Source organism: Burkholderia sp. Bmkn7 (genome assembly GCF_041103175.1).
Lineage (GTDB): Bacteria > Pseudomonadota > Gammaproteobacteria > Burkholderiales > Burkholderiaceae > Burkholderia > Burkholderia cepacia.
In genome coordinates this window covers 228479-255103 of sequence record NZ_JBGCUH010000001.1, presented here as the reverse complement: position 1 = coordinate 255103, position 26625 = coordinate 228479, and the positions used below count along the sequence as shown (strand labels likewise).

23 protein-coding genes are annotated in these 26625 nt (G+C 63.8%); 13 read left to right on the top strand and 10 right to left on the bottom strand.

All coding sequences use genetic code 11. The features are described 5' to 3' along the window. Positions 1-277 precede the first annotated feature (277 nt). From AB3K92_RS01120 to AB3K92_RS01105, 4 genes are read left to right on the top strand one after another with little or no spacing between them, the layout of a single operon-like run. Positions 278-1294: a sugar ABC transporter substrate-binding protein gene (locus AB3K92_RS01120; RefSeq protein WP_301853929.1), complete on the top strand. Its 1017-nt coding sequence runs from the start codon at positions 278-280 to the stop codon at positions 1292-1294. Further along, positions 1291-2841: a sugar ABC transporter ATP-binding protein gene (locus AB3K92_RS01115; RefSeq protein WP_124842647.1), complete on the top strand. Its 1551-nt coding sequence runs from the start codon at positions 1291-1293 to the stop codon at positions 2839-2841. The genes AB3K92_RS01120 and AB3K92_RS01115 overlap by 4 nt, the downstream gene beginning before the upstream one ends. Beyond that, the gene (locus AB3K92_RS01110) at positions 2838-3866 is read left to right on the top strand and encodes an ABC transporter permease (RefSeq protein WP_301853927.1); all 1029 of its coding nucleotides are present in this window, start codon (positions 2838-2840) and stop codon (positions 3864-3866) included. Before AB3K92_RS01115 ends, AB3K92_RS01110 begins: the two co-directional genes overlap by 4 nt. After that, complete coding sequence (locus AB3K92_RS01105) at positions 3859-4818, top strand: ABC transporter permease (RefSeq protein WP_369464628.1); 960 nt, start codon at positions 3859-3861, stop codon at positions 4816-4818. Before AB3K92_RS01110 ends, AB3K92_RS01105 begins: the two co-directional genes overlap by 8 nt. Before the next feature lie 37 nt (positions 4819-4855). Here the strand turns inward: AB3K92_RS01105 and AB3K92_RS01100 are convergent, their stop codons facing one another. Next, positions 4856-5914, bottom strand: a complete 1059-nt coding sequence (locus AB3K92_RS01100; protein ID WP_021160262.1) for an ABC transporter permease — start codon at positions 5912-5914, stop codon at positions 4856-4858. A 9-nt stretch (positions 5915-5923) separates the two neighbouring features. After that, positions 5924-7447: a sugar ABC transporter ATP-binding protein gene (locus AB3K92_RS01095; protein WP_369464359.1), complete on the bottom strand. Its 1524-nt coding sequence runs from the start codon at positions 7445-7447 to the stop codon at positions 5924-5926. A gap of 673 nt (positions 7448-8120) precedes the next feature. Between AB3K92_RS01095 and AB3K92_RS01090 the strand changes: the two genes are divergently transcribed. Beyond that, on the top strand, positions 8121-9428 hold the full coding sequence (locus AB3K92_RS01090; protein ID WP_301853924.1) for an MFS transporter: 1308 nt from the start codon (positions 8121-8123) through the stop codon (positions 9426-9428). A 462-nt stretch (positions 9429-9890) separates the two neighbouring features. Continuing rightward, on the top strand, positions 9891-10451 hold the full coding sequence (locus AB3K92_RS01085; RefSeq protein ID WP_060130375.1) for an ATP phosphoribosyltransferase regulatory subunit: 561 nt from the start codon (positions 9891-9893) through the stop codon (positions 10449-10451). A gap of 292 nt (positions 10452-10743) precedes the next feature. Here AB3K92_RS01085 and AB3K92_RS01080 read toward each other — a convergent pair whose 3' ends face one another. Next, on the bottom strand, positions 10744-11238 hold the full coding sequence (locus AB3K92_RS01080) for an N-acetyltransferase (protein WP_196788163.1): 495 nt from the start codon (positions 11236-11238) through the stop codon (positions 10744-10746). A 47-nt stretch (positions 11239-11285) separates the two neighbouring features. Here AB3K92_RS01080 and AB3K92_RS01075 point away from each other — a divergent pair, with 47 nt between their 5' ends. Then, on the top strand, positions 11286-12473 hold the full coding sequence (locus AB3K92_RS01075; protein WP_369464358.1) for a YncE family protein: 1188 nt from the start codon (positions 11286-11288) through the stop codon (positions 12471-12473). A gap of 20 nt (positions 12474-12493) precedes the next feature. On the opposite strand, the gene AB3K92_RS01070 is transcribed toward AB3K92_RS01075, so the two are convergent. Next, positions 12494-15007, bottom strand: coding sequence for an EAL domain-containing protein (locus tag AB3K92_RS01070; protein WP_301853920.1), 2514 nt, complete (start codon positions 15005-15007; stop codon positions 12494-12496). Between the two features lie 275 nt (positions 15008-15282). Here AB3K92_RS01070 and AB3K92_RS01065 point away from each other — a divergent pair, with 275 nt between their 5' ends. After that, entirely contained in the window at positions 15283-15573 is a 291-nt protein-coding gene (locus AB3K92_RS01065; protein ID WP_301853918.1) for a hypothetical protein, read from the top strand. A gap of 118 nt (positions 15574-15691) precedes the next feature. On the opposite strand, the gene AB3K92_RS01060 is transcribed toward AB3K92_RS01065, so the two are convergent. Beyond that, positions 15692-16858, bottom strand: coding sequence for a porin (locus tag AB3K92_RS01060; protein WP_042975541.1), 1167 nt, complete (start codon positions 16856-16858; stop codon positions 15692-15694). A gap of 1745 nt (positions 16859-18603) precedes the next feature. Between AB3K92_RS01060 and AB3K92_RS01055 the strand changes: the two genes are divergently transcribed. Both AB3K92_RS01055 and AB3K92_RS01050 read left to right on the top strand, forming a co-directional pair. Continuing rightward, complete coding sequence (locus AB3K92_RS01055) at positions 18604-18819, top strand: hypothetical protein (protein ID WP_060228492.1); 216 nt, start codon at positions 18604-18606, stop codon at positions 18817-18819. 145 nt (positions 18820-18964) lie between these two features. Next, on the top strand, positions 18965-20035 hold the full coding sequence (locus AB3K92_RS01050) for a hypothetical protein (RefSeq protein ID WP_301853917.1): 1071 nt from the start codon (positions 18965-18967) through the stop codon (positions 20033-20035). A 242-nt stretch (positions 20036-20277) separates the two neighbouring features. On the opposite strand, the gene AB3K92_RS01045 is transcribed toward AB3K92_RS01050, so the two are convergent. Continuing rightward, positions 20278-20700 carry a hypothetical protein gene (locus tag AB3K92_RS01045; RefSeq protein WP_042975538.1) on the bottom strand — a complete coding sequence of 141 codons (423 nt, stop codon included), beginning with the start codon at positions 20698-20700 and terminating at the stop codon, positions 20278-20280. Between the two features lie 118 nt (positions 20701-20818). Beyond that, on the bottom strand, positions 20819-21172 hold the full coding sequence (locus AB3K92_RS01040; RefSeq protein ID WP_059492449.1) for a helix-turn-helix domain-containing protein: 354 nt from the start codon (positions 21170-21172) through the stop codon (positions 20819-20821). 143 nt (positions 21173-21315) lie between these two features. Here AB3K92_RS01040 and AB3K92_RS01035 point away from each other — a divergent pair, with 143 nt between their 5' ends. Then, positions 21316-22344, top strand: coding sequence for an NADPH:quinone reductase (locus AB3K92_RS01035; RefSeq protein ID WP_175851610.1), 1029 nt, complete (start codon positions 21316-21318; stop codon positions 22342-22344). Between the two features lie 144 nt (positions 22345-22488). Here the strand turns inward: AB3K92_RS01035 and AB3K92_RS01030 are convergent, their stop codons facing one another. From AB3K92_RS01030 to AB3K92_RS01020, 3 genes are all read right to left on the bottom strand, one after another. After that, positions 22489-22779: a DUF1330 domain-containing protein gene (locus tag AB3K92_RS01030; protein WP_042975536.1), complete on the bottom strand. Its 291-nt coding sequence runs from the start codon at positions 22777-22779 to the stop codon at positions 22489-22491. Between the two features lie 94 nt (positions 22780-22873). Continuing rightward, the gene (locus AB3K92_RS01025; RefSeq protein WP_301853913.1) at positions 22874-23929 is read right to left on the bottom strand and encodes an aldo/keto reductase; all 1056 of its coding nucleotides are present in this window, start codon (positions 23927-23929) and stop codon (positions 22874-22876) included. Between the two features lie 87 nt (positions 23930-24016). Next, positions 24017-24607 (bottom strand): flavodoxin family protein, encoded by a 591-nt coding sequence (locus AB3K92_RS01020; protein WP_301853967.1) that lies wholly within the window; start codon positions 24605-24607, stop codon positions 24017-24019. Between the two features lie 118 nt (positions 24608-24725). Here AB3K92_RS01020 and AB3K92_RS01015 point away from each other — a divergent pair, with 118 nt between their 5' ends. Both AB3K92_RS01015 and AB3K92_RS01010 read left to right on the top strand, forming a co-directional pair. Further along, a complete protein-coding gene (locus AB3K92_RS01015; protein ID WP_059489400.1) occupies positions 24726-25631 on the top strand; it encodes a LysR family transcriptional regulator in 906 nt (301 codons plus the stop codon). Positions 25632-25839: 208 nt separating this feature from the next. Continuing rightward, positions 25840-26472, top strand: coding sequence for a 2'-5' RNA ligase family protein (locus AB3K92_RS01010; RefSeq protein ID WP_366920046.1), 633 nt, complete (start codon positions 25840-25842; stop codon positions 26470-26472). The last annotated feature ends 153 nt before the right edge of the window (positions 26473-26625 follow it).

Sequence of the window (26625 nt, the reverse complement as noted above, 5' to 3'; positions counted from 1 at the left end):
GGGACGAACGGCGAAACGGGAATCGCATGCGGATCTTCCTTGGCTGGTGTCGGTATCCGGAAAATCTATCAGCGCGGCGAACCGGTTCAAACCGAGCGATTCGGCAATCGATATTCCTTCGGATGGCAAATCGTTGAAGCCGACCGCGCCGCACCCGGCACAAGCATTCGAGCGCGCGCGTGATATGCGTAGCAGGAATCGATGGTTAGCGTGCGGGCGCGTTGTCATTAGAGTCGCAAAGTTCAGCCTCCTCTTTTTTTCAGCGCCCATCGACGCCATGACCCGTCCCGCCCGAACCCGTCGCACCGTTGCCGCCGCCCTGCTGACGCTCGCCGCCGTCGCCGCGCTCTCCCCTGCCCGCGCGCAAGGCGATGCGGCGACAGGTAACGCCGCCGTGCCGTCGCTGAAAGGCAAGCGCATCGGCATCACGGCGATCGGCACCGATCATTACTGGGACCTGAAGGCATACCAGGGTGCGATCGACGAAGTGAAGCGGCTCGGCGGGACGCCGATCGCACTCGACGCCGGTCGCAACGACAACCGCCAGATCGCGCAGATCCAGACGCTGATCGCGCAGAAGCCCGATGCGATCATCGAGCAGCTCGGCACGGCGAGCGTGCTCGAACCATGGCTGCAAAAGATCCGGCAGGCCGGCATTCCGCTGTTCACGATCGACACGGCCTCGCCGTCGAGCCTCAACGTCACGACCTCGGACAACTTCTTCATCGGCGAACAACTCGCGCTGAAGCTCGTCAACGACATCCACGGCGAAGGCAACATTCTCGTGTTCAACGGCTTCTACGGCGTGCCGGTGTGCGCGATCCGCTATGACCAGTTGAAGGCGGTGCTCAAGTACTACCCGAAGGTGAAGATCCTGCAGCCCGAGTTGCGCGACGTGATTCCGAACACCGTGCAGAGCGCGTACGCGCAGGTCAGCCAGCTGCTCGCGAAATACCCGAAGGGGCAGATCTCCGCGATCTGGGCCGCGTGGGACGTGCCGCAAGTCGGCGCGACGCAGGCCGTCGACGCCGCGCGCCGCAGCGAGATCAGGACCTACGCGGTGGACGGCAGCCCCGATGTCGTCGCGCTCGTGAAAGACCCGAAATCGAGCGCGGCGGCCGTGGTCGCGCAACAACCCGCGCTGATCGGCAAGACCGCGGTCGACAACGTCGCGCGCTACCTGGCCGGCGAGCGCACGCTACCGCCCTATACGTACGTCCCGTCGCTGCTCGTCACGAAGGACAACGCCGGCTCGGCCCAGCAGACGCTCGGGCAGGCCGCCGCCCCGAAATGAGCGCCGACACGCGCCCGCCCGCGCTGGCGCTGCGCGGGATCGTCAAACACTTCGACGGCGTGCCGGCGCTGCGCGGCGCGTCGCTCGACGTCGCGCGCGGCACCGTGCACGGGCTGATCGGGCAGAACGGCGCCGGCAAGTCGACGCTGATCCGGATTCTCGCCGGCATCGACACGGCCGATGCCGGTACGATCGCGATCGACGGTGCGACACAGGCGCTCGCACACCGCGCGCCGCCGGAAGGCATCGCGTTCATTCACCAGGAGCGTCTGCTGCCGGCGACGTTCACGGTCGCCGAGGCGCTGCAGTTCGGCAACGAACCGGCCTATGGCGCGGGGCCGCTCGGGCTGCTGGCGGCACGCCGGATGCGACGCGATGCCAGCGACGCACTGCACGCGCATTTCGGCCTCGACCTGCCGCCGAACCGCCTGATTGCCGAGTTGAGCGTCGCCGAGCGGCAGATCGTGCAGATCACGCGCGCGCTGATGCGCGACCCGCGCATCCTCGTGCTCGACGAACCGACCGCCGCGCTCGTCAGCAGCGAGGTCGACCGCCTGCTGCAGACACTCGACCGGCTGCGGCGCCGCGGGCTGACGATCCTCTACGTGTCGCACTACCTGAACGAGATCGCGGCGATCTGCGATCGCGTCACCGTGCTGCGCGACGGCACCGACGTCGCGCACGTCGACGCACGGACCACGCCGACCGAGGCGCTCGTCGCGGCGATGATCGGCACCGGGATCGCCGCACGATCGCAAGCGCCGGCGCGCGTGCCCGGCCCGTCCGCGCTGCGGGTCGCCGGCCTCGCGGCGCCCGGCCGGTTCGACGACGTGTCGTTCGAGGTTCGGCGCGGCGAGATCGTCGGTGTCACGGGGCTGCTCGGTTCCGGCGGAAAACAGGTCGTGCGCAGCCTGTTCGGACTCGAACGCGGCGTGCGCGGCACGGTGACGCTCGACGGCCGCGTGACACGGCTGCGCAGCCCGCGCGACGCGGTGCGTCGCGGCATCGCGTTCGTACCGGAAGACCGCCGCTCGCACGGCATCGCACCGAGCCTGTCCGTGCGCGAGAACATCACGCTCGCGAGCCTTGCGCGCTTCACCCGATTCGGTCTGGTCGCGCGGCGCCGCGAGGACGACGCTGTGCAACGGCTGATCGCCGCGCTCGACGTGCGGGCGCCCGGCCCAGACGCGCCGGTGCGCCAGCTGTCCGGCGGCAACCAGCAGAAAGTCGCGCTCGCGAAATGGCTGAGCCGTGGCGCAGAGCGCACGTCGCCGGTGTATCTGTTCGACGAGCCGACGGTGGGCGTCGATATCGGCGCCAAAGCGGAAATCTACCGGCTGCTCGATCGCCTCGCACGCGACGGCGCGGCGATCCTGTTGTTCTCGAGCGACCTGATCGAGCTGCTGGACGTCACCGATCGCGTGCTCGTGATGGCACGCGGCCGGATCGTGCGTGACGTCGCGACCCGCGACGCCACACGCCACGATCTGCTCGCGTGGGCGACCGGCGCACGCGGCCACACGCCGCGCCAGGAGGTGGCTGCATGAACCGGATTCTCGATCGTGCGCCGCCCGGAGCGGCGTTCGCGCGGCTGCCGGGCACGTTCGGCGCGCAATTCTGGCTGCGCTGGGGCGCGGCACTCGCGTTCGCCGTCGTGTGTGCGGTGTTTGCCGCGAGCTCGCCGCTCTTTCTGACCGTCGCAAACCTCGCGAACGTGCTGCAGCAGTCGGCCGTGGTCGGCATCCTCGGGTTCGGGTTGACGGCCGTGCTGATCGGCGGCGGCCCCGATCCGATCCGCGGCGGTCTCGACCTGTCGGTCGCGGCGAACATGGGCCTCTGCGCAGCCGTTCAGGCCGTCGCGCTCCGCGACGGGGCGCCCGACGGCGCGGCGCTTGCGCTGATGCTGGCCACCGGCGCGGCGGTCGGCGCGCTCAATGCGTTCGCGGTGATCGCGCTGCGCATCGTCCCGCTGCTGGCCACGCTGACGACGATGAATCTGTGCGCCGGCTTCGAACTGGTGCTGACGCAGAACACGTCGGTCGCGGCAGCGAGCCCGGTGCTCGCCTTTCTGATCGACAGCGGCCCGTTCGGCATACCGCATCTCGCGCCCGCGTTGCTGATCGTCGCGCTGCTGTCTGGCGTGCTGCTGCACCGAACCCGCTTCGGCCTGCGGCTCGCCGCGACCGGTGCGCATCGCGATGCCGCCCGCGCGGCCGGGCTGCGCGTGAACGCGTATGTCGCGGCCAGCTACGTGCTGAGCGGCGTCTTCGCCGCGCTGGCCGCGCTGGCGTCGAGTGCCTTGCTGAGCGGCAGCTCGCCCGGCGCCGGCGAGAACCTGCTGGCCGTCGTCGCGGTCGCGTTGCTCGGCGTCGTGTTCTCGCGGCGGCTCGTGCCGACGATACCGGGCACGCTGCTCGCCGCGTTGTTCGTCGGCATCGTCGGCAACGGCTTCCAGCTCGACAACGTGTCGAGCTACTGGGTCAACGGCGTCGAAGGCGCGCTGATCCTGTTCGTCGTCGCAACGACCGCGCTGATTCGGCGCCGCCATACGGAACACCATGCCCATGATTGAACGGATCGGCCGCCTGCAGCGGTTCTCGCTCGTGGCGGCACTGCTCGCGGTGATCGCCTTCTTCGCCGTGTTCGCACCGGGGTTCACGCGGCCCGCCAATCTCGCCGACGTGCTGGTGAACAACTTCGCGCTGCTTGCGATCGCCGCGCTCGGGATGACGCTCGCGCTGTCGATCGGCGCGGTCGACCTGTCGCTGGGCACCGCGATCGACGTCGCGAGCCTCGTGTTCGTGCAGCTGGTCGCGCACCAGGTGGGCGTGCTGCCGGCCCTGCTCGGCGGCCTCGGTGCGGCGGCGCTGGTCGGCACGTTCAACGGCGCGCTGGTCGCCGGCCTCGGGATCGCACCGTTTCTCGCGACGCTCGGCACGCTGTTCATCGGCCAGACCGTCCAGCAGCTCGCCACCGGCGGCGGCCAGCCCGTCTACCTGCTGAACGTGGCGCTGCCGCCGCTGTTCGGCGCGCTCGCGCACGGTACGCTCGCGGGCGTGCCGGTGCCGCTGTGGTGCGTCGTCGTGCTCGGTGCGGCCGTGCATGTCGTGCTCGCGCATTCGGCATTCGGGCGTTACAGCGCCGCGTTCGGCGCGCAGCCGGGCGTCACGCGCCATTCGGGGCTACCGGTCGCGGCGACCGTCGTGGCGACGTTCGTCGCGAGCGCGCTCGTCTACGGCGTGGTCGGCCTGCTGCTGTCGTCGACGGTCAAGGCCTATGTGCCGCAGGCCGGCAACGGCTTCCTGCTGAACGCGATCGGCGCGACCTTCATCGGCACGACGCTGTCGCCGACGCGCCGCCCCGGCGTCGCCGGCACCCTGCTCGGCGTGCTGCTGATCAGCCTCGTCGCCAACGGGCTGTTGCTGATCGGCTGGAACTTCTACTGGCAGCAGGTCGCCACCGGCGCGCTGATCCTCGCGGTGCTCGCGCTGAGTTTCATGGGGCGGCGTGTGCGCGCCGCGTGAGCCGCCGCACGCCGTGCCCCCGCCCCCTACGCCGCGCTCAGGCGCGGGCGTCCGCGCGCCGGCCGATGCCGAACGTGAACGCCAGCGCGAGCACCAGCAGCGCCCCTTTCACGAAATCCTGCAGGTAATACGGCGCATTGAGCATCGTCAGGCCGTTGAGCAGCACCCCGACGAACACGGCCCCGACCACGGTGCCGAACACGTTCGGCCGTTTCGCGCCCCACACCGCGTACCCGACCAGCGCGGCGGCCACCGCGTCGAGCAGCAGCGAGTGCCCGGCGCTGACGTCGCCGCGCCCGACGCGGGCAGAGATCAGCACGCCCCCCAATGCCGCGATTGCGCCCGATACGACATACGCCGCGACCCGGTAGCGCGCCGCCGGCGCACCGGCCAGCCGCGCGGCCGTCTCGTTGCCGCCGATCGCATAGATCACGCGGCCCCAGCGTGTCGCTTCCATCGCGACGCAAGCCAGCACCGTCACCGCCGCCAGTATCAGAACCGGCAACGGCACCACGTCGAACACGCGCAGGCGCCCGAGCGCGAGAAACGCGTCGGGAAACATGCCGCTCGCTTCCGTGCCGTCGGGCAGCACCGAACCGGTCGCGAGCGAACGCCCGCCGGTCGGAATCAACTGCAGGCCCGCGAGCAGGAACAGCGTGCCGAGCGTCGCAAGCTGGTCCGGCACGCGCAAGCGCGTGATCAGCACACCGTTGAACAGGCCGGCTGCCACACCGAGCGCCACGCAGGCCGCCACCGCCGCGAGCGCGCTGCCGTGCCAGACCACCAGCACGTAGCTCGCCGCCATCTGCGCGGATGCGGCGATGCTACCCACCGACAAGTCGAAGCCGCCCGCCGCGAGCGTGATCGTCACACCGATCCCGAGCAGCGCGACGATCGACACCGCCTGCAGGATGCTGAACAGGTTGTCCACGTTCAGGAACGCGGGCTCGTTGACGGTAAAGACGACCACCAGCGCGGCGAGCACGAGCAGGATGCCGGTGCGTTCGAGGCCGGCGCGCAGGCGGGCCGACGCGGACAACGCCGGCCTGGTGGACGGCGCATCGGGTGCAACGGCAGGTGTGGCGGATTTCAGCATCGTTATGGGTCAGTCCGACGGGTGGGAGAATGAATGATCGAGCGTCGCGCGATCGAACCGGACGACTCGATCGGCGACTTCGACCGCTTCCTCGAGATCGCTGACGAACACGAGCGTCGCGCGTTCGTGCGCATGGCGCCGCAACATGTCGACGATATCGGCGCGCGCACCGGCGTCGATGCCCTGGAACGGTTCGTCGAGCAGCAGCAGCCGCGCGGGTTCCGCGTGCCAGCGGGCGAGCACGACCTTCTGCTGGTTGCCACCGGACAGCCGCACGAGACGGTCGTCGGGGCCCGTGCAGCGAATCCCGAAGCGCGCGATCGCGGCGGCGGCCGCCGTGCGCTCGCGCGCGGCGCGCACCGCGCCGCCGCCGAACCAGCGCGACAGGAACGGGAAGCTGATGGTGCCCGCGATCGACGCAAACGGCACGCTGTCGGGAAACAGCGACGTGCGCCAGCGGTCCTCGCCGGCGAGGAACACGCCGGCGCAAATCGCGTCGGCAGGTGAACGCGGGCGCCACGGCCTGCCGTCGAGCGTCATCGCGCCCTGCGCCGCGCGCACGGCGCCGAAGATCGTGTTTGCGAGGCGCGACTTGCCGCCGCCGACGGGCCCCGCGATCGCGACGATCTCGCCGCGCCGCACGTCGAGATCGAACGGCGCGCTGGCCTGCGTCAGGCGCAACCCGCGCACGCTCAGGCCGCCGTCGCCGGGCCGCGCGATCGGCGCCGGGCCCGGCACACGCGACTTCGGCAACGGCCGCCCGACCATCGTTTCGACCGCCGCGTCGAAATCGGCCGGTGCGGTGAGATCGGCAACGATCCGCCCGTCGCGCACGATCGCGACGCGATCGGCGATACGGCGCAGGTCGCCGAGCCGGTGCGACACCAGCAGGACGGCGACGCCTTCGTCACGCAATGTATCGAGCAGCGCGAACAGGCGCTCGGCCTCCGGCGCCGACAGGCTCGCGGTCGGTTCGTCGAGGATCAGCAGGCCCGGCTGCCCGGCAAGTGCTCGCGCGAGCGTCACGCGCTGCTGGTCCGCCAGCGAAAGCGACGCGAGCGGCGCCGCCAGGTCGGCATCGAGCCCGACGCGTTCGGCGAGCGGCCGTGCGGCATCGCGCCGGGCGGCCGGCGGCACGCGCCACGGCGATGCCGGATCGCACAGCCGGTCGAGCAGCAGGTTGTCGGCGATCGACAGCGCCGGCACCACTGCGTCGGCAACCGACTGATGCACGGTCGCGATGCCGAGCTGCTTCGCCGCGTGCGGCGACGCGGGCCGGTAAGGCGTGCCGCGCAGCGTCAGCGTGCCGCCGTCGTGACGGATCACGCCGCTCAGGATCTTGACGAACGTCGATTTGCCCGCGCCGTTGGCCCCCATCAGCGCGACGACCTCGCCGGCGCCGATCGACAGGTCGAGCGATGCGAGCGCGGTCGTCGCGCCGAAGCGCTTCGACACGCCGATGGCCGTCAGGACGGGCTGCCGCGCGACGCGATGCCGTCGATCAATTCGGGGATTTGAGGAAGTCGTCGTCAATGCCGTGTCGAAAAGATGTGCCTCTCGGCGAGCGGCGCCATGTGCGCAACGCCACCCGGTCACCGGAAACGTGCGGCGGGATGCTTAACGCAGGGGCAATCCCGCTTGGGCGGGGACAGCGTGCCGCGGCTTATCGGCTTCGGCTTCCACGTCGATCCACGTTGAGCATGACTGCGCCGCGCAGGCATCGACGCCGGTTCGGCCAATCTAGCGTGCCGCACGACGTACCCGCAAACAACGATTTCTGTCATCGATATGACGTGGACGAGAATCCCGAATTCGCTCCCTGTCACGCCCCTTGCGCTGCCGGGGATGGGCGAACCGCTACGTGACGCGCTCCAATATTTTTTTGTTTACCAGACTTTGTTTACCTGAAAACATAGCCCCGCAGTTCGCGCGATTCGCAAAGAGTCTGGACATGTACGGATACGCGTATCGCCGGCCCGGCATTGATCGGAAGACGCGGCACCCCGTCACGCTTGGAGTAAGCAGTGCGATGAGCGGCTGCGAGAATCCATTGCGTTTCCAGCCTGGCGCTGCCTCTGCATCCCGGCATATCGGCCGAGCGGATCCGCGAGGTATTCATTGCAAGGTTTTGCCGGGGATGCGCGGACGTTCAATGCGGCAGCCATTTTCAAATCCGTCGCCGACACGTTTCAGAATAACGAATAGCATGATGCCCTCGACCCGGTGGCAACTGATCGTGACGTATGTGTGCGCCGACGCAGCCGTGACGGTTTCGTCTCGCATCCTGCAGTTCTATGCCACCTGGCTTTTGCTCAAGGGTCTCGCGAACCCGTCGGCACTCACGCTGACGCTGGTCGCAACGTGGGCGACGACCCTGCTGATCCTTCCGTTCACCGGCATCGTCGCCGACCGGGTCCGCAAAAGTACGGTTTTGCTGGGCGCATCGCTGCTTGCCCTTGCGTCGGTGATACCGGTCGTCGTCGTCGCACTTGCGCTTCACGGCACCAACACGAACTGGCTTATCGTCGTCATCGTCATCGCAAGCGTGACTTCGAGCGTCGCGGTGGCGGCCCTCATGCCGCTGAGCACGCCGCTCATACCTGAAATTTCGCCGGATGCCGACGAGGTTCGTCGAGGTCTGCGCCTGAAGGCATCGGGTTTCATCCTGAATATCCTGTTCGGCCCGACGCTGGCAGGTTTCATGATCGGGGCATTCGGCGGCGAGTCCGCGCTATGGGTGAGTGTCGCAAGTAGTTGTTTCGGCGTCGTAGCGGCGCTCGCCTTCCACATGTCGTTCAGCGCGCGGCAATCGGTGCACGCGCGCTCCGGCGAAGCGCCGTCGTTTTTCCAGGATCTGCGCCGCGGGATGCAGCGGGTGCTCGGTATTCGCGCCGAGCGGGCGATCGCGACAGCGTCGCTGCTTGCCAACATGCTGTTCGTCCCGTTCGTTTTCTTCCTGTTGCCGGCCAAGGTTCTCGCGGAGGGAGGCTCGATGCTGAACGTCGCCGGCATCGAACTGTCATTGGGTGCGGGCGTATTGGCGGCTTCGGCCTTGCTGATCCAGCAGGCACGACGCATTGTTTCCGATCACGCCATTTCGATCGTCGGCATTGCAATGATCGGCGCCTCCATCTTCGCGTTCGGTTGCTCGCACACGCTCCCCGTCTGGTGCATGCTCGGTTTCGCATTGGGTACCGGATTGACGATGTTCAACGTCACCGTCAATTCGAAACGGGCCATGGCCATTCCAGCCGGGCATCGTGCCGGCATGGAATCGAGCCTGATGTTTCTTTGCACGGCCGCCGCTCCATTGGGTATCTGGATGTCGGGCGCGGCGCTGAAGACCTTGTCGCCAAACGCAGTCATCATCTACGGCAGCGAACTTTTCGTACTTGCGCTCCTTTGCATTGCCTTTTCCAGGCCGTTGAGGCGCATGCTCAATTCCGACGATGGTGGCTCGCCCCACTATCTCCAGACCAACCGGGAACTTTTCGACCTTCAATCGCCGTCGTGACCTGTCCATTCCTGCCAGTGCCGGGTGTGGCTTCGTCATTGTCAACGGGGTTCGAGTCCCAGATGAAGCCTGCGTATGGCGATCTGCTCGAATAACGCTCGACGCATGGGCCAGAACTGTTTACCGACGGGGTTCACGCATACGTCGCGGCCTCGCAGCCACGCAGATCAGTTCACAAATCAAAATCAATGTGCCAATATGACCGGCATGGAACTCCGTAACGTCCCGAACCAATCTCGTCATCATCACGGCCGTCACTCGATGCGCCGTGGTTCGTTACGTCCATAGCAGGACATCCGGGATTGCAGCTCCCCCTTCCTGTACAAACGACCAAGGCGCCTACGGCGCCTTTTTTATTTTTTACCCCGAGGAGAACGCTCATGACCATGATTCGCGGAACACGCTTCATCGTCGGCAAGGAAGCCGCGCAAATTCGCGCTCTGGAAACTCGTTTCCGGAGCTATCTTCATTAACGTTGGGGCAGAGGAGGCGATTGTCCCGGCGTTGTGGTCGCAAGATACATTCATTCAAAAGGCCGGGGGCAGCGAGGTCATCGGCCAGATGTGGGCCTTTTCCGACAAGAAGGGGCGCGCTTGCTGCCTGATTCCCGAGGCAACGGCACTGTTCCAGGAGCGATGCAGCGAGTTGCTGGGCCGACAACGGGAGCGGATGCTGTTTTATATCGCTCGATGCTACCGCTATGAACGACCGCAAGCCGGTCGCTACCGCGAATTCACCCAACTAGGATTTGAGTATCTGTGCCCCAACCCGGAATCCGCGGTCAAACGCAGCCAGGAGGTGGCGACCGGTTTTTTCGATTCACTCGGCCTTCGCTATGAAATCGACGATTCGGCCCGCAGAGGCCTCAGCTACTACCTGAACGGTCGGGGCTTCGAAATGCGCTGTACCGAACTCGGCGCACAACAACAGGTGGTTGGTGGCGGCGCCTATCGGGAGGGGGCCGGCTTCGGCATCGGCGCAGAACGACTGTTGTTGGCGATGACCGCTCAAGGGCTTGTGTAGTGAAGTGCCTGCCGACGCGGCTTGCGGGTCGGGACAGTCGCAAGCGCCATATCGCCGGTTATACGTAGTAAGGCGATGGTGCGAACGTCGGGGTTCCGCGATTTCGACTGTCGCTTGTGGGTCGACTACTTCCTACTGTTTCGGGCAGTAGTCGGTCAGGAGCAGCCGGTCGAGGTCGCCTCCACTTTGGCTACCCGAGGCCGTGTCAGCCCTCGCTCAATGGTCGTTGTTCGGCAGCTAATTGCCGCCTGTACTGCATCAAACCCCCGGCAGTTTGAGCCATTCGACGCAGCTACGGAATTGGCCGCTCCATGACGATCAACTCGCCGAGGAATCTCTGATTGGTCGTCCGTCGGATTTCCTCGAATCCCTCGCGCTGCCAAAATGCGAATGCACGCGGATTCGTTGAAACGGCCGCGAGTTGCGCCCTGCGGAAGCCCCACTCACGCGCCATAGCATCGAGCAACGCCCACGCAGTCTTTCCGTAACCACGATTCCGGTACGCATCGGAAAACAACAGCAGCCCGATCCAGATGCAGTCGTCCGTTGGATATGCGCGAATCACGTCGGCACAGCCAACCATGTCTGGCCCGACGTAAAAGCCGAAGACTGATTTATCTCCCCCATCTTTGCCTGCAGGCTTGCCGTAAAAGAAATCATCAACATCTTCTTTGGAGGGTGACCGTCCTTCGACCAGTTGAGTATAAGATGCGGATTCGATAAAGACGCGCGATACATTCGCGTAATCGTTATCCGAATCGCTGCTGAGTGCGCGGACTGTGACCATCGGGCGTTCTTTCGAAGTGTGAGGCGTAATTCTAAGTCGATTTACCCATGAACACACGCAGCGCAACATGGCGCGAGCGTCCGCTTCACGGGAAGTTGAATGTCTCTTCCTGGTGGCGGATTCAACCAGCTCAGGTCGTGGACGCCCACGACCAATCGCTCGACGCCACGTGCCGGTCTGTTGATAATCAGGACATGATCCGCCGACGCAAGGCGTCAGTGGTAACCCAAACAATCGCGATCGACACGTCTTTTTCGCAATTCTTGCCGGAGTTACTTGTGTACATCGATGTCCCCCGCGGTCTCGTGTTCTTTGACCCAACTGACGCTTTCCTTCCCGAGCCGGCGTTAGTGCGATACGACCGTGATTCGAAAACGATTACATCGGTCGCCGGCGCGCAGACGGACGATACGGTGTGTGATGTATCGCGCGACGGCCGTCGCCTTGCATTGGCATCGGCGTCGTGGATAATCGCACGCAATACCAACCGCAGCCGCTTGACCGTAGTTGCCGATGGCACCGTCCTGCATCAGACCGACAAGTTTCTGTCGTTCTGGACGCGACTGGATCCTTCCGGGCGCTATGCGCTGGTAAGCGTCTTCAAGAGCAATGACAAAGGCCGTCCGGTGGTGATCGATCTGGACACCGGCGAGCTTGGCGATCCTGTCGCGCGTGATTTCGATGCACGTTTCGGCGACGTGGATCCGGTCGACGGACTCCTGTGGGCTCCAGACAAACGAACCAGGAATTCGGTGCTGACCGTGAATTGCCGCAGCGGCGAGATCAACACGGTCAATCTCCCGGCGGGCGGCAAGGTCAAGCGCCTGCGCTTTGCGCGCGATGGGTCAGTCATGTTCGTCGCGAGCGATACCAATCAATTGCTATGCTGTGACCGGAATGGCTCGGTGGTATGGTCGCGCGATATTGGCGAATTTGGCGAGATTCGCTCGACCAACATCCTGTTCAACGAGAGTGGCAGCCATTTGTGCTTACCCTTGCCGGAAACGGCACGCTGCAATTGGGGCGAGGATCTGGTGATCGACGCACATACCGGTGCGGTCGAACATGCCATTCAACGTCACCGTGGGCCGCCCGCGCGACTGGCAGCAGATTGGTTCGGCGACCGGCTGCTGACGCATGGCGGTGAAATCATCGATTTTTATACCGGCAAGGTGACGGACATGCTGTCGTTCAAAAACGGCAGTAGCGCGATCGCGGGGAGCCTCGGCGGCTGACATATTGACACCCGACCGCCTCACTCGGTCAGCAATTCAACACCGCGACGCAACGAGATCCCGGCCAGCTGTTCAGCAGGCTGCGGTCGCGCGAACAGAAACCCCTGCACCTGGTGGCAGCCGATTTCCTGCAGGAACGCCAGCTGCTTCTCCGTCTCGACGCCCTCCATCACGACATCGAGCCCCAGCGCGCGCCCCATCGCAACGATCGCGCGCACGATTGCATCATCCGTGCTGCCCGAACCGCAGTCCGTCAGGAACGACCGATCGATCTTCAGCGTATCGACGGGCAGATCCTTCAGGTACACCAGCGACGAATAGCCCGTACCGAAATCGTCGATCGCCAGGCTGATCCCCCGTGTCGCCAGTTCGCGCAGCAGGATGCCGATTTCCTCGCGGGTGTTCATCGCCATGCTTTCGAGCAACTCGAGCTGCAGGCATTCGGCCGGCAGCGCGGTTTCGCTGAGGATGGTCGTCAGGTCGCTGAGGAAATGGTCGGTAAAGCACTGCCGCGCGGACACGTTCACCGACACCCGCCCGAACTCGAAACCCTCGTCGAGCCAGCGGCGCGCCTGCCGGCAGGCTTCGCGAAGCACCCACCGGCCGATCGGGACGATCAGCGCCGACCGCTCCGCCAGCCCGATGAAGTCGCCTGGCGGCACAAGGCCCTTGCGCGGATGCAGCCAGCGCAGCAGCGCCTCCACGCCGACGATCCGGCCGCTCGCCAGATCGTATTGCGGCTGGTAGAACAGCCGGAATTCGTCCTGCTCGAGCGCGCGGTGCAGCTCGCCGAGCGTCTCCAGCTGCTCCATCGCCGACGACGTCATCTTGCTCTCGAAGAACTGGAACACGTTCCTGCCGCGACTTTTCGCGCCGTACATCGCCTGGTCCGCGAGCAGGATCAGGTGTTCCGCCTCGGTGCCGTCGTCCGGATAGATGCTGATGCCGATGCTCGGCGTCACGAAGATCTCGCGACCGCCGACATCGATCGCCCGCGCCACTTCGTCCAGCAGCTTGCGTGCAACGCGCCCGACGTCGCGAACATCGTCGAATTCCTCGAGCACGAGCGCGAATTCGTCACCGCCCATGCGCGCCACCGTGTCGTTCGCGCGCACCGACGCGACGATGCGCTCCGCGACCTGCTTCAGCACCTCGTCGCCGGCGTTGTGGCCGAGCGTGTCGTTGACCAGCTTGAAGCGGTCGAGATCGAGGTACATCACCGCGACCTTGTGACCGAGCCGCTTCGCGTGAGTGATCGCGTGCGCGAGCCGCTCCTCGAACAGCGCCCGGTTCGCGAGATCGGTGAGCACGTCGTGCGTGGCGAGATAACCCAGCCGCTCCTCCGCCTGACGCCGCTGCGTGATGTCGGAGAAGATCGCCGCATAGTGCGAGATCTCGTCGTCGTTGTCGCGAATGCTGGTGATCGTCAGGTATTCCAGAAACAGCTCGCCGGTCTTGCGGCGATTCCAGATTTCGCCTTGCCAGTGGCCATCGGTCGTCAGCGAATGCCACAGCTGCTTGTAGAAATCCGGCGTCTGGCGCCCGGAACTCAGCAGGCCCGGGTTGCGCCCGATCACTTCGTCCGCGGTGTACCCGGTCAGGCGCGTGAAGGCCTGGTTGACACGCTCGATCCTCGCGTGCCGATCGGTCACCATGATGCCTTCGAGCGCCGATTCGAACACCCGATCCGCCATGCGCAGGTTGAAGCGCGCGAGACCCAGCGCTTCGTCGCGCTCGCGCACGGCGCTGCGCAACTCGTTCGCGTATTCATGCTCGATGCTCTGCAGCACGTCCGCGAAACAGAGCAGCCCGGTCAACCTGCCCGCCTCGTCCCGAATGCCGACGTGCCGCATATTGTGCTCGGTCATGAAGCGCTGTGCTGTATACAGGCTCTGCTTTGCGCTCAGCATCTGCAGCGGCTTGCTCGCGTAGGCCCCGACCGCGCCCTCGGACGCGCCTTCCGCCAGGAGCCGGACGATGTCCCGCTCGGTCAGGATGCCGTGCTCGCCGTCGTCGTAGCCGACCAGGATCGCGTCGAGTCGTTGCGTGCGCATCCGTGCGATGACGTCGTGCAGCGCGACCTGCTCGGACACCACGACGGGCGGATGGATGCGGATCGATTCGATCGGCTTCAGGTGCAGGAAGAACTCCGGGCCCTGGTTCACGACGACGTCGGTCTGCGTCAGCACGCCGATCGGGGCGCTATCGCGGACCACCACGAAGTGCCGGACGCCCGACTGCTTGAACTTCATCGCGGCCTCACCCAGCGGCGTGTTGGCCTCGAGCGTCAGCACCGGATGGCTCATTACCTCGCTGACCGGCCGATCGAGCCCATGCGGATCGTCGCCGGCCGTCAGTGCATCGCGCTCGGTCCAGATCCCGACGACCTGTTCATCCTCCATCACGACGATCGAGCTGCAACGCTCGATGAACATGCGTCGCGCGACCTCCCGCACCGGCGTGGCGGGCGTGCAGGACAGAATCTGACGCGCGACGAGGCGCGCAATCGGAACATCGTAGCTGCTCGGATACATTCTCTAACCAAGACGAAAAGCCCTCGCCGGCGCGCTTCGATCCGGCAACCTTCAGGCTCGCCCGCGGCGACAGGCACGGTGCGATATCGCTTGCCCTGAATGGTTGCGTACTCATCGAACTCGCAGACGGGGCATTGACCCATCGCGTGAGGCGTCGCGGCGGCGGGCGTGGCACATGGGCCGCGACGTCGCATTTGACGATCCCTTGTCCGGCGGGTTCAGACGCCGGAGCGCCGCCCACTCGGAGGCAGCCGCCCTGAGTTAACGACAGATTCGTGGAAGAGTTGAGTACCGTGACGACATTCGTGCTGCGCGCCGGCAAGTCGAGCGGCTGCGCGATCGATGAGCCGTCAATGCGGCCGAGACACCGCCGGCTTCAGCAGGCCTTTTTGCTACACGCCGGCGACAAGGCGTCGCATGGACCGGCGGCGACGCTCATGAAGGTATGGATGCCGGTCGCGACTGCCGTGAAGTCCGGGCGATTCGTCGAACGAGACTCGAGATCGGGCGGCCAGCTGCGCCCCGGCCGTTTGCGGCCCGTTTGCGGCCCGCTTGCAGCCGTCTGACACGAGCGCTCGAATCGTTGACGATCCGAGCGCTCATGGTCATGTGGAACCACCAGAATGCTGCAAGCCCGGCGTATTGCACCCACTGCTCCGGGCTTCCGGGCCTGCAATTTGAGGATCAGAAGCTATGGTGCATGCCGATGTTGACTTGAACCTGGTTACCGCCCGACGAGGTGTTGCCAAAGTCGGCAGCCGAAGCCTGAGCGCCCTGGGCATGGACGTAGGCACCGACGGCGTAAACCGACGTGCGCTTCGACAGCGCGTACATGGCACCGAGCGACGCCTGGTTGATCGAAGCCATCGTGCGGCCTTCGGCAGCCTGGCTGGGCGTGGCTGCGGAACCGTAGACATACGTGTACCCGGTGGCCAGCGACAATGCCGGGGTGACCTGGTACTGCAGGAGCGCACCCAGCACGTTGAAGTGGATCGACGGCTGGCCGTTGTTGCCCTGGTACTGCGCGTTCGAGTACCGCAAGCCCGCCGTGTACGGACCGATCTGGTATTGAGTTGCGACCTGGGCGATGCCCGCGCTCTTGAACGCGTTGCCACCGTTATAACCCGAGCTCGGATAGCCCAGCGCGGTACCGAAACCCGGTTGTGCCGTGGCGTTCTGCCACCCGTTCTCACCCTGGTTCGTCGCGCGGAAGTAACCGCCGGCGACGGTCAGGCCGCCTTGAGCGTAGTTCGCCGCCACCGACCACGACTGCCCCGAACCCATCGCACCGGCAACACCGCCGAACGAGTACGCGCCTTCAGCCTGGAAGCCGTTGATGACCGGCGAAATGTACTTCACGGCGCTGTTCTGGTTCGTCGTGTTGTCGTTGTTGTCGACGTCGCCCGGCGTCGAGAACGTCGATGCTGAAATGGCGTCGCCCGTCAGGCCCTGCACCATTTCCGTCACGGCGTCGAGCTGGCGCCCCATGCGCAGGGTACCGTACCGATCGGAAGCAATGCCGACGTAGGCCTGGCGGTTGAACAGCGAACGCGTGGAACCAATCGGCCCCTGGCCGTTTATCCCGCCTGTACCGATGTTGAAACCGTTTTCGATCTTGAATACCGCCTTGAGGCCGCCGCCGAGGTCTTCGTCCCCCTTGAGGCCCCACTTGTTCGAACCTACGGCGCCCCCGTCGAGGCCGAACCGCTTGTGGCCATTGATGTTCGAGGTGTAGCCGATACCCGAATCGAGCATGCCGTACAGGGTGACCGACGACTGCGCCATTGCTGCCGAAGATGCGGCGAATGCGGCAACAGCGATAACGCTGACGTTGATGTTTTTGTTTTTCATCTGTATTTCACAGTCAGGAGTGGTTGTGGGATTGTTTGAAACGGGTTGTGTCGTATTCGCATGCGGATGACGGCGCACGGCCTGCGCGTCGTCTCGGCCGCAACGGCCAGCGTCATATTCGCCAGATCGGCATAATCAAATCAATCATTTCGTCGTCCTCAAAATTTCATGCGGAGAGGTACCACGCATCTCGACCTGTCCGGCACGCTTTCGATCAGAACAATCGCGGCATCCCGATCTGGATCAAAGCCGCTTCCTTGCTTCCGCTGTCGCTCCGGCCCTACGGCACCGTGAATCGAGAATGTGCCGGGTCGCCTGTTTGCCGCATCGATACCTTGCCTTCCAGCTCCGGCGAAACGTCACCGTCGATCACGCGAAGAAACTTGCCCCCTGCGCGGTGATTTCCGGGTACGCCTTGACCACGAGCGCGCACTAGAGGATTCATTCGAACTGACATCCTCCCGCCGTATTCATGATCCGGCGAACCGATGTACCGAGTCCGCGAAGCCGGACAACTCGAGCCGATCACCGCGCTCAGCCGAACTTTCCCCGATGGCATTTCGGAGCAGTCCGGCGTCGTCACGTCCAGCGCCCATGCAATGCCCGCGAGCAAGGCCGGCGATGACGAAACCGGACCACGCTCCACCTGCTACAAAAGACCGTCTGGAAGTACCGGCCGCCATTGCAGGCTGCTTGAGCGTCCGGCTCAACCGCTGGCGAAGTAGACGAACCTATTCGCCGGGCACCAACGTGGCCGGATCGCGCTTAGCGAGTGCGAAAGACCATATCAGGAACATAATTTTGCGTCAAAAATTGTTTGATATAAGTTAATCTGGTTTGATGGCGTTGCGCCATGCCGGACTTACCCTTATAGAACAGGCCGAGGACACCGCGTCAGCAAGATCCGCGCCGTGACGTTGATCCACGATCAGACGAAAAACCGTTGCGGAACGGGAGCGCTTATGCGCTGACGGCAGCCCCCCCTATCCGACGTCGGCCCGAGGTCAAAATGGCAGCGGAAAGCGAGGTATCCTGGCTCGCATCGCAGGGCACTACCCCGTTGAGACAGAAGCAGCGCGTCGTTCTCTCGAAGTGCTCGTTGCCATCGAGGTTTCCGTCGCTTCCGCATCCGCCGCCCGGGCCTTGATGATTCCGTGACCGCGTACGACGCCTTTCGAGAAACGCGCCTGGCTGCGTCCGGTACCTGAATGAATTCATGCCCCGTTCGACTCCGAGAACACGTACCGTCCGACATCGATCGATTTTGCGAATTGCAGATGAGCTCGCAAGTGGCTCGCCATGTGTCGTGGCTCCCGCGCACAAAAGCGCAATATGAACATGCGTTTGGCAGACGCGATCGCACAGCAACGATCCGCGACTCGGTTTCGCCTGATAGCCACGACAGATGACCGATGCACCTTCGAAATCCACAAGGAAGAAGTCAATCGCCACAGCGTGAGAATGCGAACCTCTTGGGGACTTCGTAATCGCCAATCACGTGGCATCTGTGCTTACGTTGAAATATCAAATATTTCCACAGTCGATTGATATTGATGCCGCATGCAATGAATTTATTAACTCCTACCCGGCATTCAAGGGTGGATTTTTTATTTCCAAACTTTGCTAATTGAATACTCCCCGAAAAGAGCCGGTATAATTTTTCCAAGCCATGACAATACTCTTATCAAAGCAGCGATCTTCTCTGTACACATGGTCCACTTCACATTTGGTCTTTTGAGGGCGACATGGATGGAATAACCAAGGCACTTGTCCTGGCCGTGAGGTACATCGATCAGCGGAGCAACTTGCACGCCGAGGACGACGACGTCAATGCGCTTGAGGAGATCGCAGCGGCACTTGCGGTTGCATCGACAACAGAGCAGGATGCCTTTGCCAGGATGGCAACGTCGCTTGGCTTCCCTGAGCTAGTGGAGCAACTCGGCCTGGATTCGCCGCAATGACCGCCTTGCAAGCCCGGCATTTCATCTGAGTCAACGTCAAGGGCTGCGTGGTGCAGCGCATCGGGCGGCAGCCGGCCAAAAAGCGACAGCCGACCATTGTGTCAAGATTGATAACACTGCGAACCATTCCAACAAAGGCAAAACAATGATGACTTCCGGCGACGGCCTGACCAGTCCCGCGCGGCTCCTGCGACTCGCCTCATGGGTAATCGCGATCATCTTCGCCGTCTTTCTGAACATGCTCGGCAGCCTCGTGATCCGCGACATGGCGTTTGCCCCGACGGGCGGCCCACCCGCCATCGAGCAATTCGCCGATGCGCCGACGAAAGCACGGCTGGACGCAGCGCGACGCAATCTGCAGGCGCAGCACAACGCGCTTGCCGACAAGGCCGACACCATGGAGGTCGCGCGCGGCCGCGCCGCGAAGGAGTATGCGGCCGAGAAGGAAAGCTTCCGCAACTGGCTGGCAACGCGCTCGGTGACCGGCGACAGTGCGAGGGACCCCGACATTCTGGCGAGAACTCGCAAGCTGGATTCGCTCCAGGCCGTGGTGGTCAACTGGCAGCATCAGATCGATGCGATCAACGACCAGCAACGGGCGCTGGCATCGCAGCAGACTCAAGTGGACACGCAAATCGCCGAAGCGGACGCGGCAGCCGAACGGCGCTTCGACGAAGCGACACGGCACTACGAGCTGCAAGTATTCGGGCTGCGGCTTGCGCTGACGCTGCCGATACTGCTGGTTGCGATCTGGTTGTTCATACGCTATCGCAAGATGCGCTACTGGCCTTTCGTGTACGGTTTTGGCCTGTTTGCACTGAGCGCGTTCTTCATCGAACTGGTTCCGTACTTGCCGAATTTCGGCGGTTATGTCCGGGTCCTGGTGGGGATTGCGCTCACGGTGTTCGCCGGCCTTTACATGATGAGGGCCTTTCAGCGCTATGCCGAACGCAAGCGGCTCGAATTGCAGCAGGATCAGGGAGAACGCGCGCGCACGATCGGCTACGAAAAAGCCGTTCGTTCGCTCGAAAAGAAGCGCTGCCCGTCATGCGACAAACAATGGAATCTCGGCGGCGACGACTCCACGTTCTGCGTGCATTGCGGATTACGACTCTTCAATGTCTGCGAATGCGGCGGCCGGAATTTCTTCTTCTTCCCGCATTGCCATCAATGCGGTGCGGCTCAGGGAAATGAGGTGTCGGCGTCATCCGACTGACAGTCGGCGTGTTTTCAACACGCACCGGTGTCGACAGCCTTTAGCGGATCGGGTCACGTCAGTCGCGGATTGTCGAAGCAGGCAGTGACCGGGTTCGGCGGCGGATTCAATCGGTCGTTCGGCACGAGCCGCTCGATCGTTCACAATCCTCGGCCCGTCGCCCCGGCGCGTTGAATCCGCAACCATCAGCGAACGCCGCCGATGCCGTCACGCGAGCGTTTCAGCAACAGCTTCGCCCGGCTTCACTGCCATTCACCGGGATGACAGACCACCCAGCCCGGATGATAGCTGTCCATGTCCGTGTGCCCCCAGCACCAGCCGTGCTGGCGAATGGTTTTCATCATCAGCTCGCGTTGTGCGCACGCACTGCCCGGAGCATATTGCCCGTCAGGCAAGAGTTTCGGTGCCGCGCCGTTCCTGCATTGGCCATCGACCACTTCTTCCTGACGCATCAACGCCTGGACAGCGGGTGGAACGGTGCGGGCCAGCGTGTCCTTGTATTCGATGCAGGCGGCCGCCTTGGGGTCGTTGGACTTGCCGGCACATCGGGACTGGAGCTTGTCGATGTTTCTCGACACTTCTGGCGGATACGTTTCGGCGTGCGCCGCGGCAATACATCCCGCCAGCAACAGGCAGGCGGCGGCAAGAGATCTGAACAAAATCATTTCGTGAAGGACACGATGCGTCGGATAGCCCAGGAACCGGCGAATTATGGCACGTGTGCGTTTTCAACGACTCGCCGGGCAACGGTGTCCGGACATCCCCCTCGACGCAACGGGAACCTCACGAACACGGCCGGCGCTCGGCGGATTGCTCCAGTCGCGCGAGGTAAGCATCGCCCCATTGCTTCATCGCGTCGAGCACCGGGGCGAGCGTTCTGCCGAATTCGGTCAACGTGTATTCGACGCGAGGCGGGACCTCGGCGAAAACCGTCCGGGTCACGATGCCATCCGATTCGAGCTCGCGAAGCTGCAACGTCAACGAGCGCTGGGTCACCGCTCCGATCAAGCCGCGCAACTCGCCGAACCTTTTGGTACCGCCCAGCAGATAGTGCACGATCAGCGGCTTCCATTTCCCTCCCGCGACATCGACCGTCGCGGCGACCGAGCACGGATACGTGCTAACCGAAGATGTCATGCCGGCTCCCAATAGGATAATTTCTTTCCCTATATATCAAAGACGTGCCTTCTTGTGCAAAAGCGGCCGACCGCCGATAGTCCCGGCATCGTTACATCGGCCGCCGATCACCGGCGACCGGACTCATTCAAGGGATCAGATCGATGAAGGCCGCTTATTACGAACGTCAGGGCAACGCTTCGGAAGTGCTGAGGCTCGGAGATTTTCCGGTTCCGCAACCGGGTCCGGGCGAAGTCCGGGTGCGCATCCACGCATCGGGCCTGAATCCCAGCGATATCAAGGCGCGTACCGGCTTCTCCGGCCCTTCCGCATTCCCGATGGTCATTCCGCATCAAGACGGCGCGGGGGTGATCGACGCGGTCGGTGCCGGCGTTGCGCCGACACGGACAGGCGAACGGGTGTGGCTGTTCGAAGCGCAATATCGCCGCCCCTTCGGCACGGCCGCGGAATATGCGGTCGTGCCGGAAGCACAGGCCGTTCCCTTGCCCGACAACGTTTCGTTCGAGGTCGGCGCCTGCCTGGGCATTCCGGCACTCACGGCCCATCGCTGCCTCTTCTCCGACGGCGACATCAAGGGTTGCGCGATACTCGTCCAGGGCGGCGCGGGAGCAGTCGGAACCGCGGCAATCCTGCTCGCAAAATGGGCTGGCGCGTGGGTCGCGACAACCGTTTCAACGCCCGGGCAGGCGGACGCCGCACGGCGTGCGGGTGCCGACCTCGTCATCAATCGACGGCTGCAGGATGTGGTCGCGATCGTGAAGTCGGCAACACGGCAGCGGGGAGTCGATCGTATCGTGGAAGTCAGTCTGCAAGACAACCTCGACATCGATATGCGTTGCCTCGCCAACGGCGGCATCATCAGTTCGTACGCCGTAGGATCCGCTGCCGATCAGGTGCCGCTTCCCCTGCTCGACGCCATGATCGCCGGCTGCTCATTCCGGTTCGTCTACATTTACACCGTCCCGGCGGCCGCCAAGTCCGCAGCCGTTTCGGCGATCAGCCAATGCCTCGCGGACGGCGCCTATGCGCCGACCATAGGCATGCAATTCGCGCTCGACGCCATCGTCGAAGCCCACGAGGCGCAAGAATCTGGCCAGGTTATCGGCAAGATCATCGTCAGGCCGTCGCTCGTCCGGTCGCATGGGCCGGGGGACATTCAGCCGGATGATTGATCACCGCGAGGACGTGTCGGCAAACCAGCGTCCCCGCATTCGCAAGCCGGGCACCTCCGGCGAAGGATGGCCGCGATTCATGAGCCCCCCCCTGCCGTGAAATCGAACCGAAGACGCTCATGTTCGAATGTGTCGTGATCAGGGTCATGAAGCCCCCTCGAGAATGACGAAGGTCCCGGTTGCCGCCCCGGCGCGGAGCGCCTTGGCCGTCTGGTATTCGGGGCTCTCATAAAAACGCCTGGCCTCGGCGAACGAATCGAACTCGAGGACCACATGCCGCTCATGGGCCTCGCCTTCGAGGTTTTCATACTGCCCCCAGGCCGCAATGACCTTGGGGCCGAAAGCCTTGATTGCATCGCCCGCGGCTTCTGCATAAGCAGCATAGGCGACGGGGTCCGAAACGCTGACATGTGCGACTAGATAACCTTTTGGCATGTCGATCTCTCTTGGGTAGCGGGAACACGCAATTCAATGCGGGGGGCGATATTCAACGACTTGCGTCGACCGGATTGAGGTGCATTAGCCGGTTCTATTCCGACGCGACGCGCCGGAAAGGTTGAGGGCGCCTGCCCGCCTCCTGACGCTCGATCATCCAGCCGGGATAGCAGGCCGGCAAAGCACTCACGGCATCGAGACGCGCAAGCTCGGCCTCGGTCAGGACGACATCGACCGCGCCGAGATTGTCTTCAAGCTGTTCGATCCGTTTGGCGCCGACAATCACGCTCGTGACGTGCGGCCTCGCAAGCAGCCACGCGAGCGCGATCCGCGCGACCGAGACATCGTGCGCATCGGCGATGGCGCGCATCTCCGCCACGCACGGCCAGGCTCGCTCAGGATCGACCGGCGGAAAATCGAAATGGGTGCGCCGCGAACCGCTGTCGGTCGACGCACCGGGACCGAACTTCCCCGACAGCAACCCGCCAGCGAGGGGCGACCAGACGAGCAGCCCCATCTGCTCCTCGACGACGAGCGGCACCAGTTCGCGCTCGACGTCACGTCCGGCGATCGAATAGTAGGCCTGGAGCGTCTCGAAGCGCGTCGCGCGAAGCGCCTCACTCAGCCCGAGCGCCTTGCCGATCTTGCCCGCGCGCCAATTCGACACGCCGACATATCGCACCAGCCCCTGCCGCGTGAGATCGTCGAGGGCGCGCAGCGTCTCTTCGATCGGCGTGACAGGATCGTTGGCGTGAATCTGGTACAGGTCGATATGGTCGACCTGAAGCCGTTCCAGGCTTCTCTGCACGGAATCCATGATGTGGCCGCGCGACGCCCCCTGTTCGTTGGGCTTGCGGCCCATCACGCCGGCCGCCTTGGTCGCGAGCACGATCTCGCTGCGCGGCACGCCGATGTCCCGGAGAGCCTGCCCGACGATGCGTTCAGACTGGCCAAAGGAGTAAATGTCGGCGGTATCGATGAAATTGATTCCGTCGTCGAGCGCGCGGGCGATCAGCTGGTTCGCCTCGTCCTGTTCGACGGCGCCGATCGCCTTCCACATGCCGGCGTCGGCGTTGCCGCCCAGCGTCATCGTGCCGAGGCACAACTCGGAAACGTACAGGCCGGTGCGGCCCAGTTGCTTGTATTTCATCACCCTTCCCTTCAAACGTGGCTGGATGGCATGCGGCGGCGTCCGTTGCGTTGCGTCACGTCCCGTCCCGTCGCGCATGCCTTGATTTCAGTTGCCTCGAGGTGTTCCGGACCGGAACTGTCCGGCGATCGTCGCGACGCGCATGCCATGGCGGCGTGCCGTCTCGAGGTCGCCTGGCGACATTTCCTCGGGCGACGCATCGGCAGGCGTTTGCGCCATCGGCCCGATATAGGCGCCCATGCGATTCAGGTCGTCACGCATCGAGGCTTTCACGTTCGCGGGCTTGATGTCCATGCTGACCCAGATGCCGCCGTGCTGCCCGGCCAGCAGGAAGAAGTATTCGAGCGTGTTGAGCTTGTCGCCGTTGATGCTGGCGCTGTTGGTGAAGCCGCCAAAGATCTTGTTCCGCCATCCGCCTTCGAACCAGACCTTCGAGGATGCGTCGGCAAACTTCTTGAACTGCCAGCTCGGGCCGCCCATGTAGGTCGGCGAGCCGAACAGGATCGCGTCCGCGCCGGCGAGCGTTTCCCAGGCATCCGCCGGAATGTTTCCCTCGCCGTCGATCGCGACGAGCACGGCGCGGGCGCCTTCGGCGACAGCGCTTGCCATGCGCTCGGTATGCCCGTAGCCGGAGTGGAATACGACGACTGTGTTGACCGGAGCGGCGTGTGGTGTCATGGGTGCTTCCTTTCGTTCGGGTTGTCCGCGGTGGACAACATGGAAAGCCACTCTACCGAGCCGCAACTGAGTTATAAACGATGACAAATTGAACGTTCTGTTACTCCCTGGGTGAACAATGCAAAACCTCGACGCGCTTTTGATCTTTGCCCGTGTCGCCGAAATGACGAGCTTCACGCGCGCGGCCGAAAGCCTCGGTATTCAGAAGGGACGTGTGTCGATGGTGATCCGTGAGCTGGAGCGGGATGTGGGCGTTGCACTCCTGCACCGGACCACGAGGCGCGTTCAGCTGACTGAAGACGGGCGCGCCTTTTATTCACGCGCGCGCGACCTGCTGGCCGAAGTACAGGAATTGCAATCGATGTTCTCCGGCAACGGCACACCGTTGCGGGGAAGGCTGCGTGTCGACATGCCCACCGAGCTCGCACGCAGCGTCGTGATTCCCGCACTCCCGCAACTGATGGCGGCGCATCCGGAACTGGAACTGGAACTTTCGAGCACCGATCGGCGCGTCGATCTCGTCCAGGAAGGATTCGATTGCGTGATCCGGCTCGGGCCGATCGTCGACGAGACGCTGATTGCCCGACCGCTGGGAAAGCTGCGGATGACCAATGCGGCGAGCCCGAGCTATCTGGCGCGGTACGGCACACCGCACACGCTCGATGACCTGCGCACACAGGGACACCGGATGATCCACTACACGCTGACACTCGGTGCCAGGCACGCCGGATGGGAATACCCGGACGGCGACGGCTATGCGTTGCTTCCGTTGCCGAGCGCGATGCAGGTCAACAGTGTGCAGACCTATCATGCAGCCGGGCTGGCAGGCCTTGGGTTGATCCAGGCGGGATATCCGACGCTTGCGCATTACATCGAAAGCGGCGCGCTGGTGGAGGTGCTGCCCGACTTGCGTCCCGAGCCGCTCGCCGCGTCGCTTGTCGTGGCCCATCGGCGCAATCTGTCGCCTCGCGTCCGGGCCTTCATGGACTGGATCGAGGGGGTGTTGGAGCCTTATCTTGATTGAGCGGCGGGTGTGGTGGTTTATGTCCAGCGCGGGTCGTTCGGTCATTCGGCGACACCTTCGTCGATCAGGCCTTGAATCGCGCTGGCGCTTGTACGTTCGTCGAAGGTCGCTTACTGGAACGCAAGTCGAATGGTCGTGGAAATCGCAAAGTTGCGAAGCGTTGGATCAGAATCCATAGGTCAGGCGATCATAGCTGGACGGTCGCTTGATGTCCGCAGGCAGCACGATGAATGTCCGATTTGGCTTTCGACGCAGGTCAAGGAAGGTTGAATCCGCAACCATAAATGGTCAATCGACGCGAGAGGATTCCGGAATGCTCACAACAGCGTTCGTCGTTGAGGTTCCCGCAGCCGAGTCAACAGTAGCGGACCTTCGGAGCCGGTTTGATGCCACCTCTGACCTGGGCGTGCCAGCGCATGTCACGGTTCTGTTTCCCTTCATGCCGCCTGACGAAATTACGCTCGATGTCCTTCGCCAGGCGCAAAGCGCGCTGAGTGTTGTGCAGCCGTTCGAATTCTCGTTGAGGAAGGTCGAGCGGTTTGCGGTCACCACTTATCTTGCTCCCGATCCACCAGAACCGTTCGTCGCCTTGACGACTGCGTTGGTCGAGCGCTTTCCCATGTTTCGCCCCTATGGTGGTGCACACGATGGCATCGTTCCACATCTGACTGTCGCGCACGGAGATGCTGCGACAGCACATTTGGCTGCCGTCGAGCTCGAACATCGTCTGTCTGTGCGGGGGGCCATTCGAACGCGCTGTAGCGCTGTCACTATGCTGGAGAACTCGTCGGGCCAGTGGAGGAAGATGCATGTGATTGATTTTCCAAATGTCTACGTGTAGCGACGCCAATCAGAGGTTAGGCACAGCCGGAACGTTGCTTGATGCCGCACTGGCTACATTATCCGCGCTCGGTCATCCCGAATGCTGTGCGACGGTTACCCAGGGAAATGTCGCTTCGGAGCGTTTATTCGGAAGTCGCGGATTTTTTCCTCG

What these genes read in the sequence shown, in the direction of transcription:
- AB3K92_RS01025 (WP_301853913.1), bottom strand. Translation starts at nt 23,929, where the DNA reads ATGAAATACAAGCAACTGGGCCGCACCGGCCTGTACGTTTCCGAGTTG.
- AB3K92_RS01020 (WP_301853967.1), bottom strand. Translation starts at nt 24,607, where the DNA reads ATGACACCACACGCCGCTCCGGTCAACACAGTCGTCGTATTCCACTCC.
- AB3K92_RS01080 (WP_196788163.1), bottom strand. Translation starts at nt 11,238, where the DNA reads ATGGTCACAGTCCGCGCACTCAGCAGCGATTCGGATAACGATTACGCG.
- AB3K92_RS01100 (WP_021160262.1), bottom strand. Translation starts at nt 5,914, where the DNA reads ATGCTGAAATCCGCCACACCTGCCGTTGCACCCGATGCGCCGTCCACC.
- AB3K92_RS01040 (WP_059492449.1), bottom strand. Translation starts at nt 21,172, where the DNA reads ATGACATCTTCGGTTAGCACGTATCCGTGCTCGGTCGCCGCGACGGTC.
- AB3K92_RS01015 (WP_059489400.1), top strand. Translation starts at nt 24,726, where the DNA reads ATGCAAAACCTCGACGCGCTTTTGATCTTTGCCCGTGTCGCCGAAATG.
- AB3K92_RS01075 (WP_369464358.1), top strand. Translation starts at nt 11,286, where the DNA reads ATGAACACACGCAGCGCAACATGGCGCGAGCGTCCGCTTCACGGGAAG.
- AB3K92_RS01110 (WP_301853927.1), top strand. Translation starts at nt 2,838, where the DNA reads ATGAACCGGATTCTCGATCGTGCGCCGCCCGGAGCGGCGTTCGCGCGG.
- AB3K92_RS01070 (WP_301853920.1), bottom strand. Translation starts at nt 15,007, where the DNA reads ATGTATCCGAGCAGCTACGATGTTCCGATTGCGCGCCTCGTCGCGCGT.
- AB3K92_RS01035 (WP_175851610.1), top strand. Translation starts at nt 21,316, where the DNA reads ATGAAGGCCGCTTATTACGAACGTCAGGGCAACGCTTCGGAAGTGCTG.
- AB3K92_RS01090 (WP_301853924.1), top strand. Translation starts at nt 8,121, where the DNA reads ATGATGCCCTCGACCCGGTGGCAACTGATCGTGACGTATGTGTGCGCC.
- AB3K92_RS01010 (WP_366920046.1), top strand. Translation starts at nt 25,840, where the DNA reads ATGTCCGCAGGCAGCACGATGAATGTCCGATTTGGCTTTCGACGCAGG.
- AB3K92_RS01030 (WP_042975536.1), bottom strand. Translation starts at nt 22,779, where the DNA reads ATGCCAAAAGGTTATCTAGTCGCACATGTCAGCGTTTCGGACCCCGTC.
- AB3K92_RS01055 (WP_060228492.1), top strand. Translation starts at nt 18,604, where the DNA reads ATGGATGGAATAACCAAGGCACTTGTCCTGGCCGTGAGGTACATCGAT.
- AB3K92_RS01045 (WP_042975538.1), bottom strand. Translation starts at nt 20,700, where the DNA reads ATGATTTTGTTCAGATCTCTTGCCGCCGCCTGCCTGTTGCTGGCGGGA.
- AB3K92_RS01115 (WP_124842647.1), top strand. Translation starts at nt 1,291, where the DNA reads ATGAGCGCCGACACGCGCCCGCCCGCGCTGGCGCTGCGCGGGATCGTC.
- AB3K92_RS01120 (WP_301853929.1), top strand. Translation starts at nt 278, where the DNA reads ATGACCCGTCCCGCCCGAACCCGTCGCACCGTTGCCGCCGCCCTGCTG.
- AB3K92_RS01060 (WP_042975541.1), bottom strand. Translation starts at nt 16,858, where the DNA reads ATGAAAAACAAAAACATCAACGTCAGCGTTATCGCTGTTGCCGCATTC.
- AB3K92_RS01105 (WP_369464628.1), top strand. Translation starts at nt 3,859, where the DNA reads ATGATTGAACGGATCGGCCGCCTGCAGCGGTTCTCGCTCGTGGCGGCA.
- AB3K92_RS01050 (WP_301853917.1), top strand. Translation starts at nt 18,965, where the DNA reads ATGATGACTTCCGGCGACGGCCTGACCAGTCCCGCGCGGCTCCTGCGA.